At 66.9% G+C, this 16061-nt stretch carries 8 protein-coding genes; 4 read left to right on the top strand and 4 right to left on the bottom strand.

Going from position 1 to position 16061, the window contains the following annotated elements; genetic code table 11:
- Positions 1 to 177 precede the first annotated feature (177 nt).
- Positions 178 to 1317: an acyltransferase family protein gene (locus tag K3U93_RS17955; RefSeq protein WP_071511804.1), complete on the bottom strand. Its 1140-nt coding sequence runs from the start codon at positions 1315 to 1317 to the stop codon at positions 178 to 180.
- Positions 1314 to 3023: a DEAD/DEAH box helicase gene (locus tag K3U93_RS17960; protein WP_083013044.1), complete on the bottom strand. Its 1710-nt coding sequence runs from the start codon at positions 3021 to 3023 to the stop codon at positions 1314 to 1316. The genes K3U93_RS17955 and K3U93_RS17960 overlap by 4 nt, the downstream gene beginning before the upstream one ends.
- A 229-nt stretch (positions 3024 to 3252) precedes the next feature.
- Between K3U93_RS17960 and K3U93_RS17965 the strand changes: the two genes are divergently transcribed.
- Complete coding sequence (locus K3U93_RS17965) at positions 3253 to 3849, top strand: LppP/LprE family lipoprotein (RefSeq protein WP_083010809.1); 597 nt, start codon at positions 3253 to 3255, stop codon at positions 3847 to 3849.
- Between the two features lie 227 nt (positions 3850 to 4076).
- Here K3U93_RS17965 and K3U93_RS17970 read toward each other — a convergent pair whose 3' ends face one another.
- Entirely contained in the window at positions 4077 to 5207 is a 1131-nt protein-coding gene (locus tag K3U93_RS17970; RefSeq protein ID WP_139796964.1) for a hypothetical protein, read from the bottom strand.
- 526 nt (positions 5208 to 5733) lie between these two features.
- On the opposite strand from K3U93_RS17970, the gene K3U93_RS17975 reads away from it, so the two are divergent.
- On the top strand, positions 5734 to 9156 hold the full coding sequence (locus K3U93_RS17975) for a TM0106 family RecB-like putative nuclease (RefSeq protein WP_083010720.1): 3423 nt from the start codon (positions 5734 to 5736) through the stop codon (positions 9154 to 9156).
- Here K3U93_RS17975 and K3U93_RS17980 read toward each other — a convergent pair.
- Positions 9153 to 11135, bottom strand: coding sequence for an MFS transporter (locus K3U93_RS17980; RefSeq protein ID WP_083010721.1), 1983 nt, complete (start codon positions 11133 to 11135; stop codon positions 9153 to 9155). The two genes, K3U93_RS17975 and K3U93_RS17980, sit on opposite strands and share 4 nt — an antisense overlap.
- Positions 11136 to 11319: 184 nt before the next feature.
- Between K3U93_RS17980 and K3U93_RS17985 the strand changes: the two genes are divergently transcribed.
- Both K3U93_RS17985 and K3U93_RS17990 read left to right on the top strand, forming a co-directional pair.
- Positions 11320 to 12087, top strand: coding sequence for a hypothetical protein (locus K3U93_RS17985; RefSeq protein ID WP_083010722.1), 768 nt, complete (start codon positions 11320 to 11322; stop codon positions 12085 to 12087).
- A gap of 176 nt (positions 12088 to 12263) precedes the next feature.
- Positions 12264 to 15986, top strand: coding sequence for a multifunctional oxoglutarate decarboxylase/oxoglutarate dehydrogenase thiamine pyrophosphate-binding subunit/dihydrolipoyllysine-residue succinyltransferase subunit (locus K3U93_RS17990; protein ID WP_083010723.1), 3723 nt, complete (start codon positions 12264 to 12266; stop codon positions 15984 to 15986).
- Positions 15987 to 16061 lie beyond the last annotated feature (75 nt).

Here is a 16061-nt window from a genome sequence, read left to right on the forward strand (position 1 = left end):
TCATCGTCGTTCATCGTCATTTCATCGTCGCCGGACGACAGTGAGAAGCAGCCCGCGCCAACGGCGTTAACCCCGTGACCGGAGTAACTAGGCGACTCGAAACCCTGAGGTCCCGGCAGGGCGTCTACCCCACCAGTGCGCTTTAACGGACCCCAGCACCCACTGGGTCTGAGAGGCTCAGTCCCGCACGCGCGTGAAATGGTGTAATAGCCAAGCCAAAGGAATCGTCAGCACCAGCGTCGCGACGAACAGATTCAGCATCGAACCGGTATAGACATGGTCGCGAACGACGTAGACCATCGCGAACTCCATCGTCACCAGATGGATCAGGAAGATCTCGTAGGAGATCTCACCCAGCCACACCATCGGCCGGGTGGCCAGCAGCCGGTAATACCAGCCCCGGTCGCCCAGTGCCAGCGGCGCCACCGCCAGCGCGGCGATCACGGCGTAGAAGCCCGTCTTGACGAGCGCCTCCCCCAACGTCGCCGGCGATGTGGTCGGCGCGCCCGCGATCGGGGTGGAAACGATGAAGTAGCTGACGGTCGCCAGCGGTATGGCCATGAACGCATAGCAGCGCACACCCATCGCCTGTAGCACGGCCAGCACCATGCCGGCCAGGAACCAGGCCAAATAGGTGGGCAGCCATAGCCGGGCGCCGTCGGGAAACCAGTGGTCGGCGTGGACCAGGATCAACCATGCCGGGCTGATGAGCGTCATTCCCGCTAGTGCGGCGAGGATTAGCCGCGGCTGCCACCGCCGCCGGCAGATCAGCACCAGCAGCAGGTATGCCAACAGCGGCAGCGCCACATAGAAGGCCGCCTCCACCGCCAGGCTCCACATCTGCGTCAGGCCCTGATGCAGATAGCGGCCCAGGTAGCCGTCGGTGTAGATCTGCGTCAGGGTGAGGTTGCGGAGCAGCCCAACCCAGGTGTGCCCGGGGTTGGGGCCGGCCGCGCGGAAGTGGTACAGGACGTAGGCGAACAGCACGGTGACGACGTAGGCGGGCATGATGCGCCGAACCCGGTGCCACGCATAGCGACTCAGCGACGGCGGCGGGCCGCCGGTGACAACCGATTTCACCCACGGACGGAACAGCAGGAAGCCCGACAGCACGAAAAAGATCGGGACGCCGATCTCCATCCGGGCACCGACCAGGCCCCAGTAGCCGTGGGTGTATTTGCCGGTGGTGTAGGCCGCGTGGGTGCCGACGACGAGGAGGGCGGCGACCGCGCGGATACCGGTCAGTGACGCGACCCGGTCGACATGGGAGACCTGCTCGAGTCCGCCCTGGGCGTCTTGTTCCTCGGACAGGGTCATCCTGCGCGTTTTCCGCGCGGCTTCCCGCCGGTGCGCAATTGAGCATTGCGGCGACGAGGCTTGTCTTGGCTGTCCGGCCGAAGGTCGATCAGCACGCCCGAGATGCGGGTGTGCTCAAGCCTTTTCAGTGTTGACCGGGGCAGCTTGGCCGGCAGCTCCACCAGTGAAAAGTCCGGCCCGATGGCGATGTGGCCGAAATCGCTGCGATGCAGCCCGCCCTCGTTGGCGATGGCGCCGACGATCGCGCCGGGACCAATCTTGTGACGCTTGCCCACGGAGACGCGGTAGGTGGTGAATTCTCTTGGTTGCCTTGGCTTTTCGTGACGTTCCCGACGTTCGCGCCGTTCGGGCGGCGGTTCGGGTGCCATCAGGAACGCCTCGCCGTCGCGCGACTGCAGCGCCAGCGCCGCGGCGATGTCGGCCATCGGGACGTCGTGCTCGCGTTCGTAATCCTCGACCAGCTTGCGGAACAGATCTAGCCCCGGAGCGCCGAGCGTGTCGGTGATGGAGTCGGCGAATTTTGCCACCCGTTGTGCGTTGACGTCCTCGACGGTGGGCAACTCGGTCTCGACAAGCGTTTGACGCGTGGCCTTTTCGATCGCCTTGAGCAGGTGGCGTTCCCGCGGGGAGACGAACAGCAGCGCGGTTCCCGAACGTCCGGCCCTGCCGGTGCGTCCGATGCGATGGACGTAGGACTCAATGTCGTGGGGGATGTCGTAGTTGAGCACATGCGATATCCGCTCGACGTCCAGCCCACGCGCCGCCACGTCGGTGGCGACCAGGATGTCGATGCCCTTGGGGCCGCCGTTTCTGAGCGCGGTGATGGTGCGCTCGCGCTGGGCCTGGGGGATGTCGCCGTTGATGGCGGCCGCGGAAAATCCTCGGGCCCTTAGCTTTTCGGCAACCTCCTCGGTGGCCTGTTTGGTGCGGACGAAGACGATCATGGCCTCGAACGGTTCGACTTCGAGGACCCGTGTCAGCGCGTCCATCTTGCGGGGCCCGGCGACCTGGATGTAGCGCTGCGAAATGTTCTCGGCGGTGGCGGTTTTCGCTTTGGTGGTGACTTCGAACGGATCGTGTAGGTACTTGGTGGTGAGCTTGCGGATCGCCGGCGGCATGGTCGCCGAAAAGAGGGCCACCTGTTTGTATTCCGGGGTGTCGGCCAGGATGCGCTCGACGTCTTCGGCGAAGCCCATGGTGAGCATCTCGTCGGCCTCGTCGAGCACCAGGTAGTCGATATGGGAGAGGTCCAGCGTTCCGCGTTCGAGGTGGTCGATGACGCGGCCGGGGGTGCCGACCACCACCTGCGCGCCGCGTCTCAGCCCCGCCAGTTGTACGCCGTAGGACGAGCCGCCATAGATCGGCAACACGTGGATCTGCGGCAGATGCGCCCCATAGCGGCTGAATGCCTCGGCCACTTGCAGCGCCAGCTCGCGGGTGGGCGCCAGCACCAGCGCTTGCGTGGCGGTGCTCTTGACGTCGATCTTGGACAGGATCGGGATGGCGAAGGCCGCCGTCTTGCCGGTGCCGGTCTGGGCCAGTCCGACCACGTCGGAACCGGCCATCAGCGCCGGAATCGTCGCGGCCTGGATGGCCGTCGGCGACTCGTAGCCGACATCGGCGATCGCCCGCAGGACCGCAGGGTGAATCTGCAGGTCGGCAAACGTGGTGGCGGCAGCAACGGGTGGACTGTCCGGGATGGTCATCGTGCAACGAGTTTAGTGGCGAACGCGAGCCCGGTCCCGCCGGGCGCGGCGGGTCGCCACCATCGAACCCGTGGCGAACGCGAGCCGGGCGCGGCACGTCGCCACCATCGGACCCGTGGCGAACGCGAGCCGGGCGCGGCACGTCGCCACCATCGGACCCGTGGCGAACGCGAGCCGGGCGCGGCACGCGGCCAAGCCTGCCGCACCTAGGGGCCGGGTTTCGGTACGGTTGCGCGATGTGTGGTCGCTAGCGCGTAGTTCTGAGCCATTGACCGCCCTTTCCGTTGCCGTGCTGGTCGGCGCGACGTTGACCGGCTGCGGTTCGGGCGATTCCACGGTCGCGAAGACGCCGCAGGCCACCACATCGACCGAGACCAACTCCATCACCGCCCCCGCCGTACCGAGCGCGGCCGCCGCCCCGCCCAGCAGCGCTGCGCCGGCCGACCCGTGCGCGGTCAATCTCGCCTCGCCCACCATCGCGAAGGTGGTCTCCGAGCTGCCCCGCGATCCGCGCAGTCAGCAGCCCTGGAATCCCGAGCCCATAGCGGGCAACTACAACGAATGCGCCCAGCTGTCGGCGGTGATCGTCAAGGCCAACACCAACGCCACCAACCCCACCACCCGGGCGGTGCTGTTCCATCTCGGCCAGTTCATCCCGCAGGGGGTGCCCGACACCTACGGGTTCAACGGCATCGACGCGTCGCAAACCACCGGCGACACCGTGGCATTGACGTACCCCGGCGGAATCAACGGCTTGAACACCGACGTGCGGTTGCACTGGAACGGCAACGGCGTCGAGCTCATCGGTAACGCCCCCGGCCACTGAGTGGTCTCGCCAAGAACCACCGGACTGCCGGACCGCACATCGCGCCGGCAGAGATCGCTACGTGTTGAACAGTTCGTCATCCGCACGTTGTCGCCCCGTCTTGCGAAGTGATCCAATCGCCGTTAACGATTACCTGCACACGACAGCGATTGGCTCCCTTCGGTGAATGAAGGGAGCCAATCGCCGTTAACCTGTCACCCTCGCAGTAGCAACAGGCCTCGCTCAACTCATAGTGCCGACAGAATGTTGAGCGCGATGGTTGAGAGGTCGACGGTCAACGTTGCCGCGGCCGTTCCCAAACCGCCCGTGACATCGGCCGCCAACGACGGACCAAGCGCACCAGCGATATCGGTCACTATCGCTGGATCGAACGCCTTCCCGACATCAGCCGCCAGCCCGGGCAGCTCGACGGCCAAACCCGGCACGATGGCAGCCGCGGCAGCGGGAGGCTCCGTCAGCGGTGGCAGCTTCGCGCCTAGCGCCTCAGCGATCGCCCGTGGGACCGCAAGAAGGAGGTCAGGAATAATTCCGGAGTTACCGTTAAGTTCCCCACTAAAGCGGCTCACCCCAGCATTCACCAGGCCTGGCCAACCGAACATGTTGTAGTCGAGATTATTGGGACCGCCGTTGAGGAAAGCGTTTGTTATGTCGGCGGGCAAATTGATCAACGTGCTCCATGCAGTTGCCGGATCGCCGCCATTCACAGCATCGACGAATTCCTGAGCGCTTAGTCCGGCCTGTTCCCAAGGGGCAAACGGGATGCCCTGGAGTGCGTTGACCAGGTGAAGGAGCAGGGTAATGCTAGTAACCGCGTCAAGCGCCTTCGTCATGTTGGTTGTCATATCCGCGGGGATCTGCAGAATGGGAAACAACGGCTCCCCTCCCTGAATGATCAATGTTGAGACGAGGTAATCGGCTTCGCTAGAGGCGAGCGCGGGCATACCTGCCATGAGGTCGCTCCAGATCGTTTGCAGACCTGAGGGCAACGTGGTTGTCAGGACATTTTGAATACTGCTCGCTGAGCTTTCCAACGAGGTGACGACTGTTTGGCCATAGCCACTTTGGTTGGCAAGAACCTGCGACAACACCGGGGAGGGAGCGTTGAGCATCTGCTGACCAAGCCAACTCACGCTGTTGGTCGCTGTCGTCAACGTGTCTATCCAGTTGGTGATCGGGTTGACAACATCGGCGAGTTCTACCGCATAGCGCTGGACATTGCCGAGCCTGTGCTGAATGTCAACTGCGACATCGTTGAACACCGAGGGCGTCAGGGCGATCAGGCTGGCGCCCAACGCCGCGGCGCCCGCGGTGGCGAGGGCCACCCCAGTGGTCTTATGGGGGCGAGCTGCAAGGTCCACGACCATCTCCTTTGATCGGTGAGTCGAATTCGGATGGTCAGAAGGTAGCTGAGAACGACCTGAGCGTCGGGTGAGTTTAGATAAAATCGGTTAATCTCGTTCCGTGAACATCGAAGATCGCAAACTATTCGAAGTAAAGTAACCAATGCTCGTAGATAGTTTAAAAAGCCTGGAGCTACCCCCCCCCCCGAATTTTAGTTCAGAGTGCAACTAGCCAATGGCAACCGCTGACATGCATTTGCCCTATACGCGTAACACAACGAGCAAACCCTCGACACCAAAAGCCGCAGAGCGGCTTACCCGTCGGGTAGCTATCACGTCGACAGCGACGGCATCAGCGCCGTCACGGCCCCACGCCCACACCACAAACAGCAGCAACGTTTTTCTATCGAAAACTCGAAACCCCTTGAGCCGAACTGCGATCCGCGGCCGGTTTGACGGACAGGTCCGCAAGTCCCGATAGCTCAGCCCGGCATCAGCCAGACATTTCCTATCGATGTCGGACCCCTCACCTACAGTGGCTGGCGTGTTCGTCACCGGCGACAGCGTCGTCTACAGCGCGTCGGATCTCGCGGCCGCCGCGCGCTGCGAATACGCCCTGCTCAGGGATTTTGACGCGAAACTCGGCCGCGGCCCCGCGGTCGCCGTCGAGGACGAGTTGCTCGCGCGGACGGCCGCCCTCGGCACCGAGCACGAACGACGCCGGCTCGACGGGCTGCGCGAGGAGTTCGGCCACGCCGTCGCGATCATCGGACGCCCGGCCTACACACCGGCGGGGCTGACGGCCGCCGCCGAGGCGACCCAGCGCGCCATCGCCAACCGCGCTCCCGCCGTGTATCAGGCCGCGATGTTCGACGGCCGTTTCGTCGGATTCGCCGACTTCCTGGTGCTTGACGGCGAGCGCTATCGGGTCATCGACACCAAGCTGGCGCGCTCGGCCAAGGTCCCCGCGTTGCTGCAGCTGGCGGGCTACGCCGACGCGCTGGCCGGCTCGGACGTCCCGGTGGCGCCGGAGGCCGAGTTGGAACTGGGCGATGGCACCGTCGTGCGCTACCGCATCGGCGACCTGATCCCGGTTTACCGGTCCCAGCGCGCGCTTTTGCAGCGCCTGCTCGACGAGCACCACGCCGCGGGCACCCCGGTCCGCTGGGAAGACCGGAGCGTGGTCGCGTGTTTCCGGTGCCCGTTGTGCACGGAGCAGTTGCGTGCGACCGACGACCTGCTGCTGGTCGCCGGCATGCGGGTGGCCCAGCGGGACAAGCTCATTGACGCCGGGATCACCACGATCACCGAGCTCGCGGGCCATAGCGGGCCGGTGCCCGACCTAGCGTCGGCGGTGCTGGGCAAGCTAACCGCGCAGGCCAAACTACAAGTCCGCCAACGAGATACCGGCATTCCGCGGTTCGAGATCGTCGACCCGCGGCCGCTGGCGCTGCTGCCCGAGCCGGACCCCGGCGACCTGTTCTTCGACTTCGAAGGCGACCCGCTGTGGACCGCCGACGGCCGCGAATGGGGCCTGGAATATCTCTTCGGCGTCCTCGACGCCGCCGGGAATTTCCGCCCGCTGTGGGCGCATGCCCGGGCGGACGAACGGAAGGCGCTCACCGATTTCCTCGCGATGGTGGCCAAGCGCCGCGAACGTCGCCCGAACATGCACATCTACCATTACGCACCCTACGAGAAGACCGCGCTGCTAAGGCTCGCCGGACGGTATGGGGTCGGCGAGGACGAGGTCGACGAACTACTGCGCAGCGGGACGCTGGTTGACCTGTACCCCTTGGCGCGCAAGAGCATTCGCGTGGGCGCGGAGTCGTTCAGCCTCAAGGCGCTCGAGCCGCTCTACATGGGCGCGCAGCTGCGCGCCGGTGACGTCACTACCGCCACCGAATCGATCACCTCCTACGCCCGGTACTGCGAACTGCAGGCCGCCGGCCGCTTCGACGACGCCGCATCGGTGCTCAAAGAGATCGAGGACTACAACCACTACGACTGCCGGTCGACTCGGGAACTGCGCAACTGGCTGATGCTGCGCGCCTACGAACTCGGCGTCGTTCCCGTTGGCGCCCAACCGGTGCCCGACGGCGACACCGCCGAAGACGACGACCGGCTGGCGATGACACTGTCGGCGTTCACCGGCGACGCCGCCGTCGGTGAACGCACGCCCGAGCGGACGGCGGTCGCGCTGGTGGCCGCGGCGCGCGGCTACCACCGGCGGGAGGACAAGCCGTTCTGGTGGGCGCATTTCGACCGGCTGAACTTCCCCGTCGACGAATGGGCGGACAACACAGACGTTTTCCTCGCCGAGAATGAGAAAGTGTCGGTCAGCGTCGACTGGCACACGCCCCCCGGCGCGCGCAAGCTGCAGCGACGGGTGCGGCTGCGCGGCGAGCTGGCGCGCGGCGACCTGATGACGAACGTGTTCGCGCTCTACGAACCTCCGGCTCCGCCGGGCATGACCGACAATCCCGATCGGCGGGCGGCCGGACGGGCCGAGGTCGTCGAGGCCGACGATCCGACGGTGCCCACCGAGGTGGTCATCATCGAGCGAGTGGGCAGCGACGGCAACACCTTTCACCAACTTCCCTTCGCGCTCACCCCCGGACCGCCGGTGCCCACAACAGCCTTAAGGGAGTCGATCGAATCGACCGCCACCGCCGTCGCCGCCGGGTTGCCGCAACTACCCCGCACCGCGCTGGTCGACATCCTGCTGCGTCGCGCGCCCCGCACCCGCAGCGGCGCTCCGCTCCCGCGCGGCCCCGACACCTCGGGCATTGCTGCCGACATCACCGCCGCAACACTGGATCTGGACTCGTCATACCTGGCCGTGCACGGACCGCCGGGGACCGGCAAAACGCACACCGCCGCCCAGGTGATCAAACGCTTGGTCACCGGCCATGCCTGGCGCGTCGGTGTGGTGGCGCAGTCACATGCCGCGGTGGAGAACCTGCTGGAGTGTGTGATCGACGCCGGCCTGGATCCACACCGGGTCGCCAAGAAACACCACGACCACCACGCACCGCGCTGGCACGAGATCGACAGCAACGAATACCCGGCATTCATCGCGGACACCGCGGGCTGTGTGATCGGCGGCACCGCATGGGATTTCGCCAACGCCAACCGGGTGATCCCGGGCAGCCTGGATCTGCTGGTGATCGACGAGGCGGGCCAGTTCTGTCTGGCCAACACCATCGCCGTGGCCCCGGCGGCCGCGAACCTGTTGCTGCTCGGGGACCCGCAGCAGCTGCCACAGGTCAGTCAGGGCACTCACCCCGAACCGGTCGACACCTCGGCGCTGGATTGGCTCGTCGACGGCCGGCGCACGCTGCCCGACGAACGCGGCTACTTCCTGGATCGCTCCTACCGGATGCACCCGGCGGTCTGCGCCGCGGTCTCCACGCTGTCGTATGAGGGCAGGCTGCATTCCCACCCATGCACGGCCGCCCGTCACCTCGATGGCTATAAGCCCGGTGTGCACCTGTATCCGGTTGAACACCAAGGTAACTCGACCGAGAGCCCCGAAGAGGCCGACGCGATCGCCGCCGAGATCGGGCGGCTGCTCGGCACGTCGTGGACCGACGAGCGCGGCACCCGTCCGCTGGCCGCCGCCGATGTTCTGGTGCTGGCGCCCTACAACGCGCAGGTGGCGCTGCTGCGCCGGCGGTTGGGCTCCGCGGGGCTCGGCGGGGTCCGGGTCGGAACCGTCGACAAGTTCCAGGGTGGGCAGGCGCCGGTGGTCTTCGTCTCGATGACGGCCTCGTCCGCGGAGGTGGTGCCGCATGGAATGTCGTTCCTGCTCAACAGGAATCGGCTCAACGTCGCGGTCAGCCGGGCGCAATACGCGGCGGTGATCGTGCGCTCGCGGCTGCTGACCGAGTACCTGCCCGCCACGCCCGGTGGCCTGATCGACCTGGGCGCATTCCTGGCACTGACGAGGTCCGAGCCTACTTAACGCGAGTGCCGGCCGTAGCCGGTGGGATCGTCGTCCGGATCGGGACGGTAATGCTGGCCCCGCGGCGCCTCGCCTTCGGTGAGCCGATGATGCGCGGTGCCGTTGTGGTGCCTTCCGGCCGACGGCGCACGACGATCGTCGCGCGGGACGGACCCAAACCGGCGCGCCGTAAACTCCGTGATCGGCGGAATGCGCCGCTCGTCGACATGAGAGCCGTTGCGGGCGAAGCCAATCGGTGCGGTTTGCGGCACCGGGTCGTCGAGCAGGCTGTGCCACGCGTCGGCCGGTGCCGAGCGCGGGCGGCCGGGCCGCTCTTCCGACGGTCCGATGTCGCCGTTCTCCTCGCGCGCGGGTTGGATCTCGGCGCCCGGCCGCGGCCCGATGTCCGGTTCACGGAGAAGTACGAACTCGGCATAGTCGTCATAGTCGTCGTCGAGGACGTCGTCATCGTCGGGCAGCTCACCGACCGCGGTCATCGAGGGCGCGAACCCGACCAAGAACAGCGCGGCAATGATCCCGAACAACGCGATGAACGCGGGCAGCAGCACCGACTGCGACATCGCGGCCGAGAACGGGCCGCGCAGGAACCCGGGCAGCTGCAAGGTGATGCCGCCCTCTCCCGCGGCGCCGGGGGGCCGCGGCGGCATCTCGGCGCTAATCCGTGACGCCATGAACGCGGCCATACCGGCACTCCCGAGCACCGCGCCGAGCTGGCGGACCGAGTTGTACACGGCGGAGCCCGCGCCGGCCAGCTGCAGCGGCAGGTTGCGGGTCGCAGTGGCGGTCAGCGGCGACCACACGAACGCCATCCCGACGCCTATCACAGAGAACGGCAACAGTAGCCGCCAGATCGGCGTGTCCGGGGACATCTCGAACGCAAGCCACGTCAGCCCGATCGTCAGCATCGAAAAGCCGAAACCGAGCACGGGCAGCGGATGGTAGCTGTCGACGATCCTGCCCACGAGCGGCGCGAGCACACCGTTGGCCACCGCCATCGGCGCGATCAACAGGGCCGAGCGCATCGGCGACAACCCGCAGACCGACTGCGCGTAGAACGTCAGCGGCAGCATCATCGCGGTTGACGCGAACGAGACGATGGCCACCCCGGCGTTGCACAGGCTGAAGTCCCGGTCGCCGAAAATCGCCAGCGGGACCAGCGGCTCGCCCCTGTTCACCGACTGCCAGTAGACGAACACCGACATGAACCCGATGCCGGCGACGATCATCGCCCAGATCCACGGCTGCCAGTGTGCGGCCTGACCCTGTTGCAGCCCGAAGACGACCAGGAACATGCCGATCCCGGACAACGCGACGCCGACCAGGTCGAACCGGTGCACCTGGGTGGGCAGCACCGGAACCAGCCACACGGCCAACGCCAGCCCGACGACGCCGATGGGGACGTTGACGAAGAAAATCCACTGCCAGCCCAGCCCGTCGACCAGCGCGCCGCCGGCCAACGGCCCCACCAGGCTGGCGACGCCCGCGGTGGCGCCCCACACGCTCACCGCGACGCCGCGCCGCTCCGGCGGGAAGATCCGCGTGATCGCCGACAGGGTCTGCGGGGTGAGCACGCCGGCGCCGACACCCTGCACGACGCGAGCGGTGATCAGCATGGCCGCGCCGCCGGCGAGCCCGCACCACACCGACGCGGCGGTGAACACCACCAGGCCGATCAGATAGAGGTTCTTGGATCCGAACCTGTCACCGAGCCGTCCGGCCACCAGCAACACCACCGCATACCCCAGCAGGTAGGCGCTGGTCACCCAGACCACGGTGTCGTACCCGATACGCAGGTCGGCCATGATGGTCGGGTTGGCGATGGCGACGATGGTCGAGTCGACCATGATCATGAAAAAGCCGATCATCATCGCCCAGAGCGCGTTCCAGGGGTTCGCCGAGTGCCGCGCACTTGGCGCCATCCAGCGCTTGGCGAAGCGGGCGCGACTCGGCCCCGCGCGCCGGGGCGTCGCCGTGGTCATGTACCCACCTCGTTTCAGCTCCCGACGATGACGTCCGGCCCTACCCCACCCCGCCACACGGCACAGACCCGCACCCAGCCTTGCATTATCCCGGGTAAGGCAATCGGCCGGGGAGCCGCGGACCGATCCGTCCCTTGCGGCGGGCACGTTAGCCTTGAAGGACGCCATCGGCAGGAGAGGCAAGATGTGGGCCCGACGGAACAGAGAATCGAAAACGTCCAACGCGGAGCAGGCGCCGGGCACCACCGGCGGCCGGCCCACGGCATCCGCGCGGGCGTTGGCGCAGGTCATCGAGCGTAGCTCGCGGGTGCAGGGCCCGGCGGTCGAGGCCTACGTGTCCCGCCTGCGGCACGCGAACCCGGGCGCCGGCCCAGCCGACATCGTCGCCAAGCTGGAGAAGCGCTACGTGGCCGTGGTCACGGCCAGCGGCGTGGCGGTGGGGATGGCGGCGACCATCCCCGGGATCGGCACGTTGAGCGCGCTGTCGGCGGCCGCGGCGGAAACCGTGGCGTTCCTGGAGGCCACCGCGCTGTTCGCGCTGGCGTTGGCGGTGGTGCACGGCATTCCCGCCGACCATCGAGAACGACGCCGCGTCATGGTGCTGTCGGTGCTGGTCGGCGACAACAGCAAGCGCGCCGTCGCCGAACTGATCGGTCCAGGCCGCACCAACGGCGGTTGGATTTCGGAAGGCATGGCCGCGCTGCCGCTGTCGTCGATGTCGCGGTTGAACTCGCGGCTGCTCAAGTCGTGGGTCAAGCGGTACACGGTGCGACGCAGCGCCCTGTTGTTCGGCAAGCTGCTGCCGGTCGGCATTGGCGCCGTGGTCGGCGCCGTCGGCAATTATCTCGTGGGCAAGAGGATCACCCGCAACGCCCGCCACGCATTCGGCGCCCCGCCCACGCGCTGGCCGAGCACGCTGCGCCTGCTGCCCCCGACCCGCGAAGCCGGCTAGCCACCCGGTCACACGCGCGAATTGCCGGCGAAAGGTTAGCCTTTATGGGGCGGAAACGTTCCATGACCGCCGTCGGCGCGCGGCGTCCCGCCCACCGAAGCGCACGAAGTCGCAGGCGGACGGGTAGTGGCGCTTAGAGGGCCTGCACGACAAGAGAATTGAGGCGAACAGCGGCCGTGAGCAACATATCACCATTCGGGCAAAACGAATGGCTGGTCGAGGAGATGTACCGCAAGTTCCGCGACGACCCCTCGTCGGTCGATCCAAGCTGGCACGAATTCCTCGTCGACTACAACCCCGAGCCGACCACCGAATCGGCGGCGAGCACCCCGGCCACGGCCGACGGGCAGGCCGCCCCGCAACCGACGCCCGCCGCACCGGCCCCCGCCCGGCCGGCCGCTCCTACCGCCAAGCCCACGGCCGCGACGGGCAACGGCGCCCCGGTGCCGTCCGGGGCGGCACCGGCTCCAGCTGCACCGAAGGCCGCCACTCTCCCGCCGGCCGAGGGCGACGAGTTGCAGGTGCTGCGCGGCGCCGCCGCGGCCGTCGTCAAGAACATGTCCGCGTCGCTGGAGGTGCCGACGGCGACCAGCGTTAGGGCCGTTCCGGCCAAGCTGCTGATCGACAACCGGATCGTCATCAACAACCAGCTCAAGCGCACCCGCGGCGGCAAGGTCTCCTTCACCCACATCCTGGGCTACGCGCTGGTGCAGGCGATCAAGCAGTTCCCGAACATGAACCGGCACTACGCGGAGGTCGACGGCAAGCCCACCGCGATCACGCCGGCGCACACCAATCTGGGCCTGGCGATCGACCTGCAGGGCAAGGACGGCAAGCGCTCCCTGGTAGTGGCCGGCATCAAGCGTTGCGAGACCATGCGATTCGCGCAGTTCGTCACCGCCTACGAAGACATCGTGCGCCGGGCCCGCGACGGCAAGCTGACCGCCGAAGACTTTGCCGGCGTGACGATTTCGCTGACCAACCCCGGCACCATCGGCACCGTGCACTCGGTGCCGCGGCTGATGGCCGGCCAGGGCGCCATCATCGGCGTCGGCGCCATGGAATACCCCGCCGAGTTCCAGGGTGCCAGCGAGGAGCGCATCGCCGAGCTGGGCATCGGCAAGCTGATCACCCTGACCTCGACCTACGACCACCGCATCATCCAGGGCGCGGAATCCGGCGACTTCCTGCGCACCATCCACGAAATGCTGCTCTCGGACGGTTTCTGGGACGAGATCTTCCGCGAGCTGGGCAATCCGTACCTGCCCGTGCGCTGGAGCACCGACAACCCCGACTCGATCGTCGACAAGACCGCCCGCGTCATGGAGTTGATCGCGGCCTACCGCAACCGCGGGCACCTGATGGCCGACATCGACCCGCTGCGCCTGGACGGGACCAGGTTCCGCAGCCACCCCGACCTGGAATTGCTCAACCACGGCCTGACGCTGTGGGACCTCGACCGGGTGTTCAAGGTCAACGGCTTCGCCGGTTGCGAGTACAAGAAGCTGCGCGACGTGCTGGGCCTGCTGCGCGACGCCTACTGCCGCCACATCGGCATCGAATACACCCACATCCTCGAACCCGAACAACAGGAGTGGCTGCAACAGCGGGTCGAGACCAAACACGTCAAACCGACTGTGGCCGAACAGAAGTACATCCTGAGCAAGCTGAACGCCGCCGAGGCCTTCGAGACCTTCCTGCAAACCAAATACGTTGGGCAGAAACGGTTTTCGCTGGAGGGCGCCGAAAGTGTGATCCCGATGATGGACGCGGCGATCGACCAGTGCGCCGAGCACGGCCTCGACGAGGTGGTCATCGCGATGCCGCACCGCGGCCGGCTCAACGTGCTGGCCAACATCGTCGGCAAGCCGTACAAGCAGATCTTCACCGAGTTCGAGGGCAACCTCAACCCGGCACAGGCGCACGGCTCCGGCGACGTCAAATACCACCTCGGCGCCACCGGTGTGTACCTACAGATGTTCGGCGACAACGACATTCAGGTGTCACTGACCGCCAACCCGTCGCACCTGGAAGCCGTGGACCCGGTGCTGGAGGGCCTGGTCCGGGCCAAGCAGGACCTGCTGGCCCTCGCGGCCGCCGCTGGCGGCGAAGAGAGCTTCTCCGTGGTGCCGATGATGCTGCACGGTGACGCCGCCTTCGCCGGGCAGGGAGTGGTGGCCGAGACGCTGAACCTGGCGAACCTGCCCGGCTACCGCGTCGGCGGCACCATCCACATCATCGTCAACAACCAGATCGGTTTCACCACCGCGCCGGAGTACTCCAGGTCCAGCGAGTACTGCACCGACGTCGCCAAGATGGTCGGGGCGCCGATCTTCCACGTCAACGGTGACGACCCGGAAGCCGGCGTGTGGGTGGCGAAGCTGGCCGTGGACTTCCGGCAGAGGTTCAAGAAGGACGTCGTCATCGACATGCTGTGCTACCGCCGGCGCGGGCACAACGAGGGCGACGACCCGTCGATGACCAACCCCGCCATGTACGACGTGGTCGACGTCAAGCGCGGGGTCCGCAAGAGCTACACCGAATCCCTGATCGGCCGCGGCGACATCTCGCTGAAAGAGGCCGAGGACGCGCTGCGCGACTACCAGGGCCAGCTGGAGCGGGTGTTCAACGAGGTCCGCGAGCTGGAGAAGCAAAGCGCGCAGCCGAGCGAATCGGTCGAGTCCGACCAGATGATCCCCGCCGGGCTGTCCACCGCGGTGGACAAGGCGCTGCTGGCCCGCATCGGCGACGCGTTTTTGGCCGTCCCGGACGGTTTCACCGCGCATCCGCGCGTGCAGCCGGTGCTGGAAAGGCGCCGCGAGATGGCCTACGAGGGCAAGATCGACTGGGCCTTCGGCGAGCTGCTGGCGTTGGGTTCGCTGGTGGCCGAGGGCAAGCTGGTGCGGCTCTCCGGTCAGGACACCCGGCGCGGCACCTTCTCCCAGCGGCATTCGGTGATCTTCGACCGCAACACCGGCGACGAGTTCACGCCGCTGCAACTGCTGGCGACCAACCCCGACGGCAGCCCCACCGGCGGCAGGTTCATGGTCTACGACTCGCCGCTGTCCGAGTATGCGGCCGTCGGCTTCGAGTACGGCTACACGGTGGGCAACCCGGACGCCCTGGTTTTGTGGGAGGCGCAGTTCGGCGACTTCGTCAACGGCGCGCAGTCGATCATCGACGAGTTCATCAGCTCCGGTGAGGCCAAGTGGGGCCAGCTGTCCAACGTGGTGTTGCTGCTGCCGCACGGGCACGAGGGGCAGGGGCCCGACCACACCTCCGGTCGCATCGAACGCTTCCTGCAGTTGTGGGCGGAGGGTTCGATGACGATCGCGGTGCCCTCGACGCCGTCGAACTACTTCCACCTGTTGCGCCGGCACGCCCTCGACGGTATCCAGCGCCCGCTGATCGTGTTCACCCCGAAGTCGATGCTGCGCAACAAGGCGGCCGTCAGCGAGGTCAAGGACTTCACCGAGATCAAGTTCCGCTCGGTACTGGAGGAACCCACCTACGAGGACGGCATAGGCGATCGCGGCAAGGTCCGCAGGATCCTGCTGACCAGCGGAAAGCTCTACTACGAGCTGGCGGCGCGCAAGGCTAAGGACAACCGCGACGACGTCGCGATCGTGCGGATCGAACAGCTCGCCCCGCTGCCGAAACGCCGGCTGGGCGAGACGCTGGACCGCTATCCCGAGGCCAGCGAGTTTTTCTGGGTGCAGGAGGAGCCGGCCAACCAGGGCGCGTGGCCGCGGTTCGGCCTGGAGCTGCCCGAGCTGCTGCCCGACAAGCTGACCGGGATCAAGCGCATTTCGCGCCGGGCGATGTCGGCGCCGTCGTCGGGCTCGTCGAAGGTGCACGCCGTCGAGCAGCAGGAGATCATCGACACGGCCTTCGGGTGAACGCCTGAAGCCGCCGCCGCCGGCCGAAGCCGCCGCCGCCGCGAGCGTGCGTAAAGTGTCAGCGATATCGGCGTG

This window comes from Mycobacterium malmoense (assembly GCF_019645855.1).
Classification (GTDB): domain Bacteria; phylum Actinomycetota; class Actinomycetes; order Mycobacteriales; family Mycobacteriaceae; genus Mycobacterium; species Mycobacterium malmoense.

Excerpts from the sequence above, each read along its gene's own strand:
- K3U93_RS17955 (WP_071511804.1), bottom strand. The coding sequence starts at position 1,317 with ATGACCCTGTCCGAGGAACAAGACGCCCAGGGCGGACTCGAGCAGGTC.
- K3U93_RS17960 (WP_083013044.1), bottom strand. The coding sequence starts at position 3,023 with ATGACCATCCCGGACAGTCCACCCGTTGCTGCCGCCACCACGTTTGCC.
- K3U93_RS17980 (WP_083010721.1), bottom strand. The coding sequence starts at position 11,135 with ATGACCACGGCGACGCCCCGGCGCGCGGGGCCGAGTCGCGCCCGCTTC.
- K3U93_RS17985 (WP_083010722.1), top strand. The coding sequence starts at position 11,320 with ATGTGGGCCCGACGGAACAGAGAATCGAAAACGTCCAACGCGGAGCAG.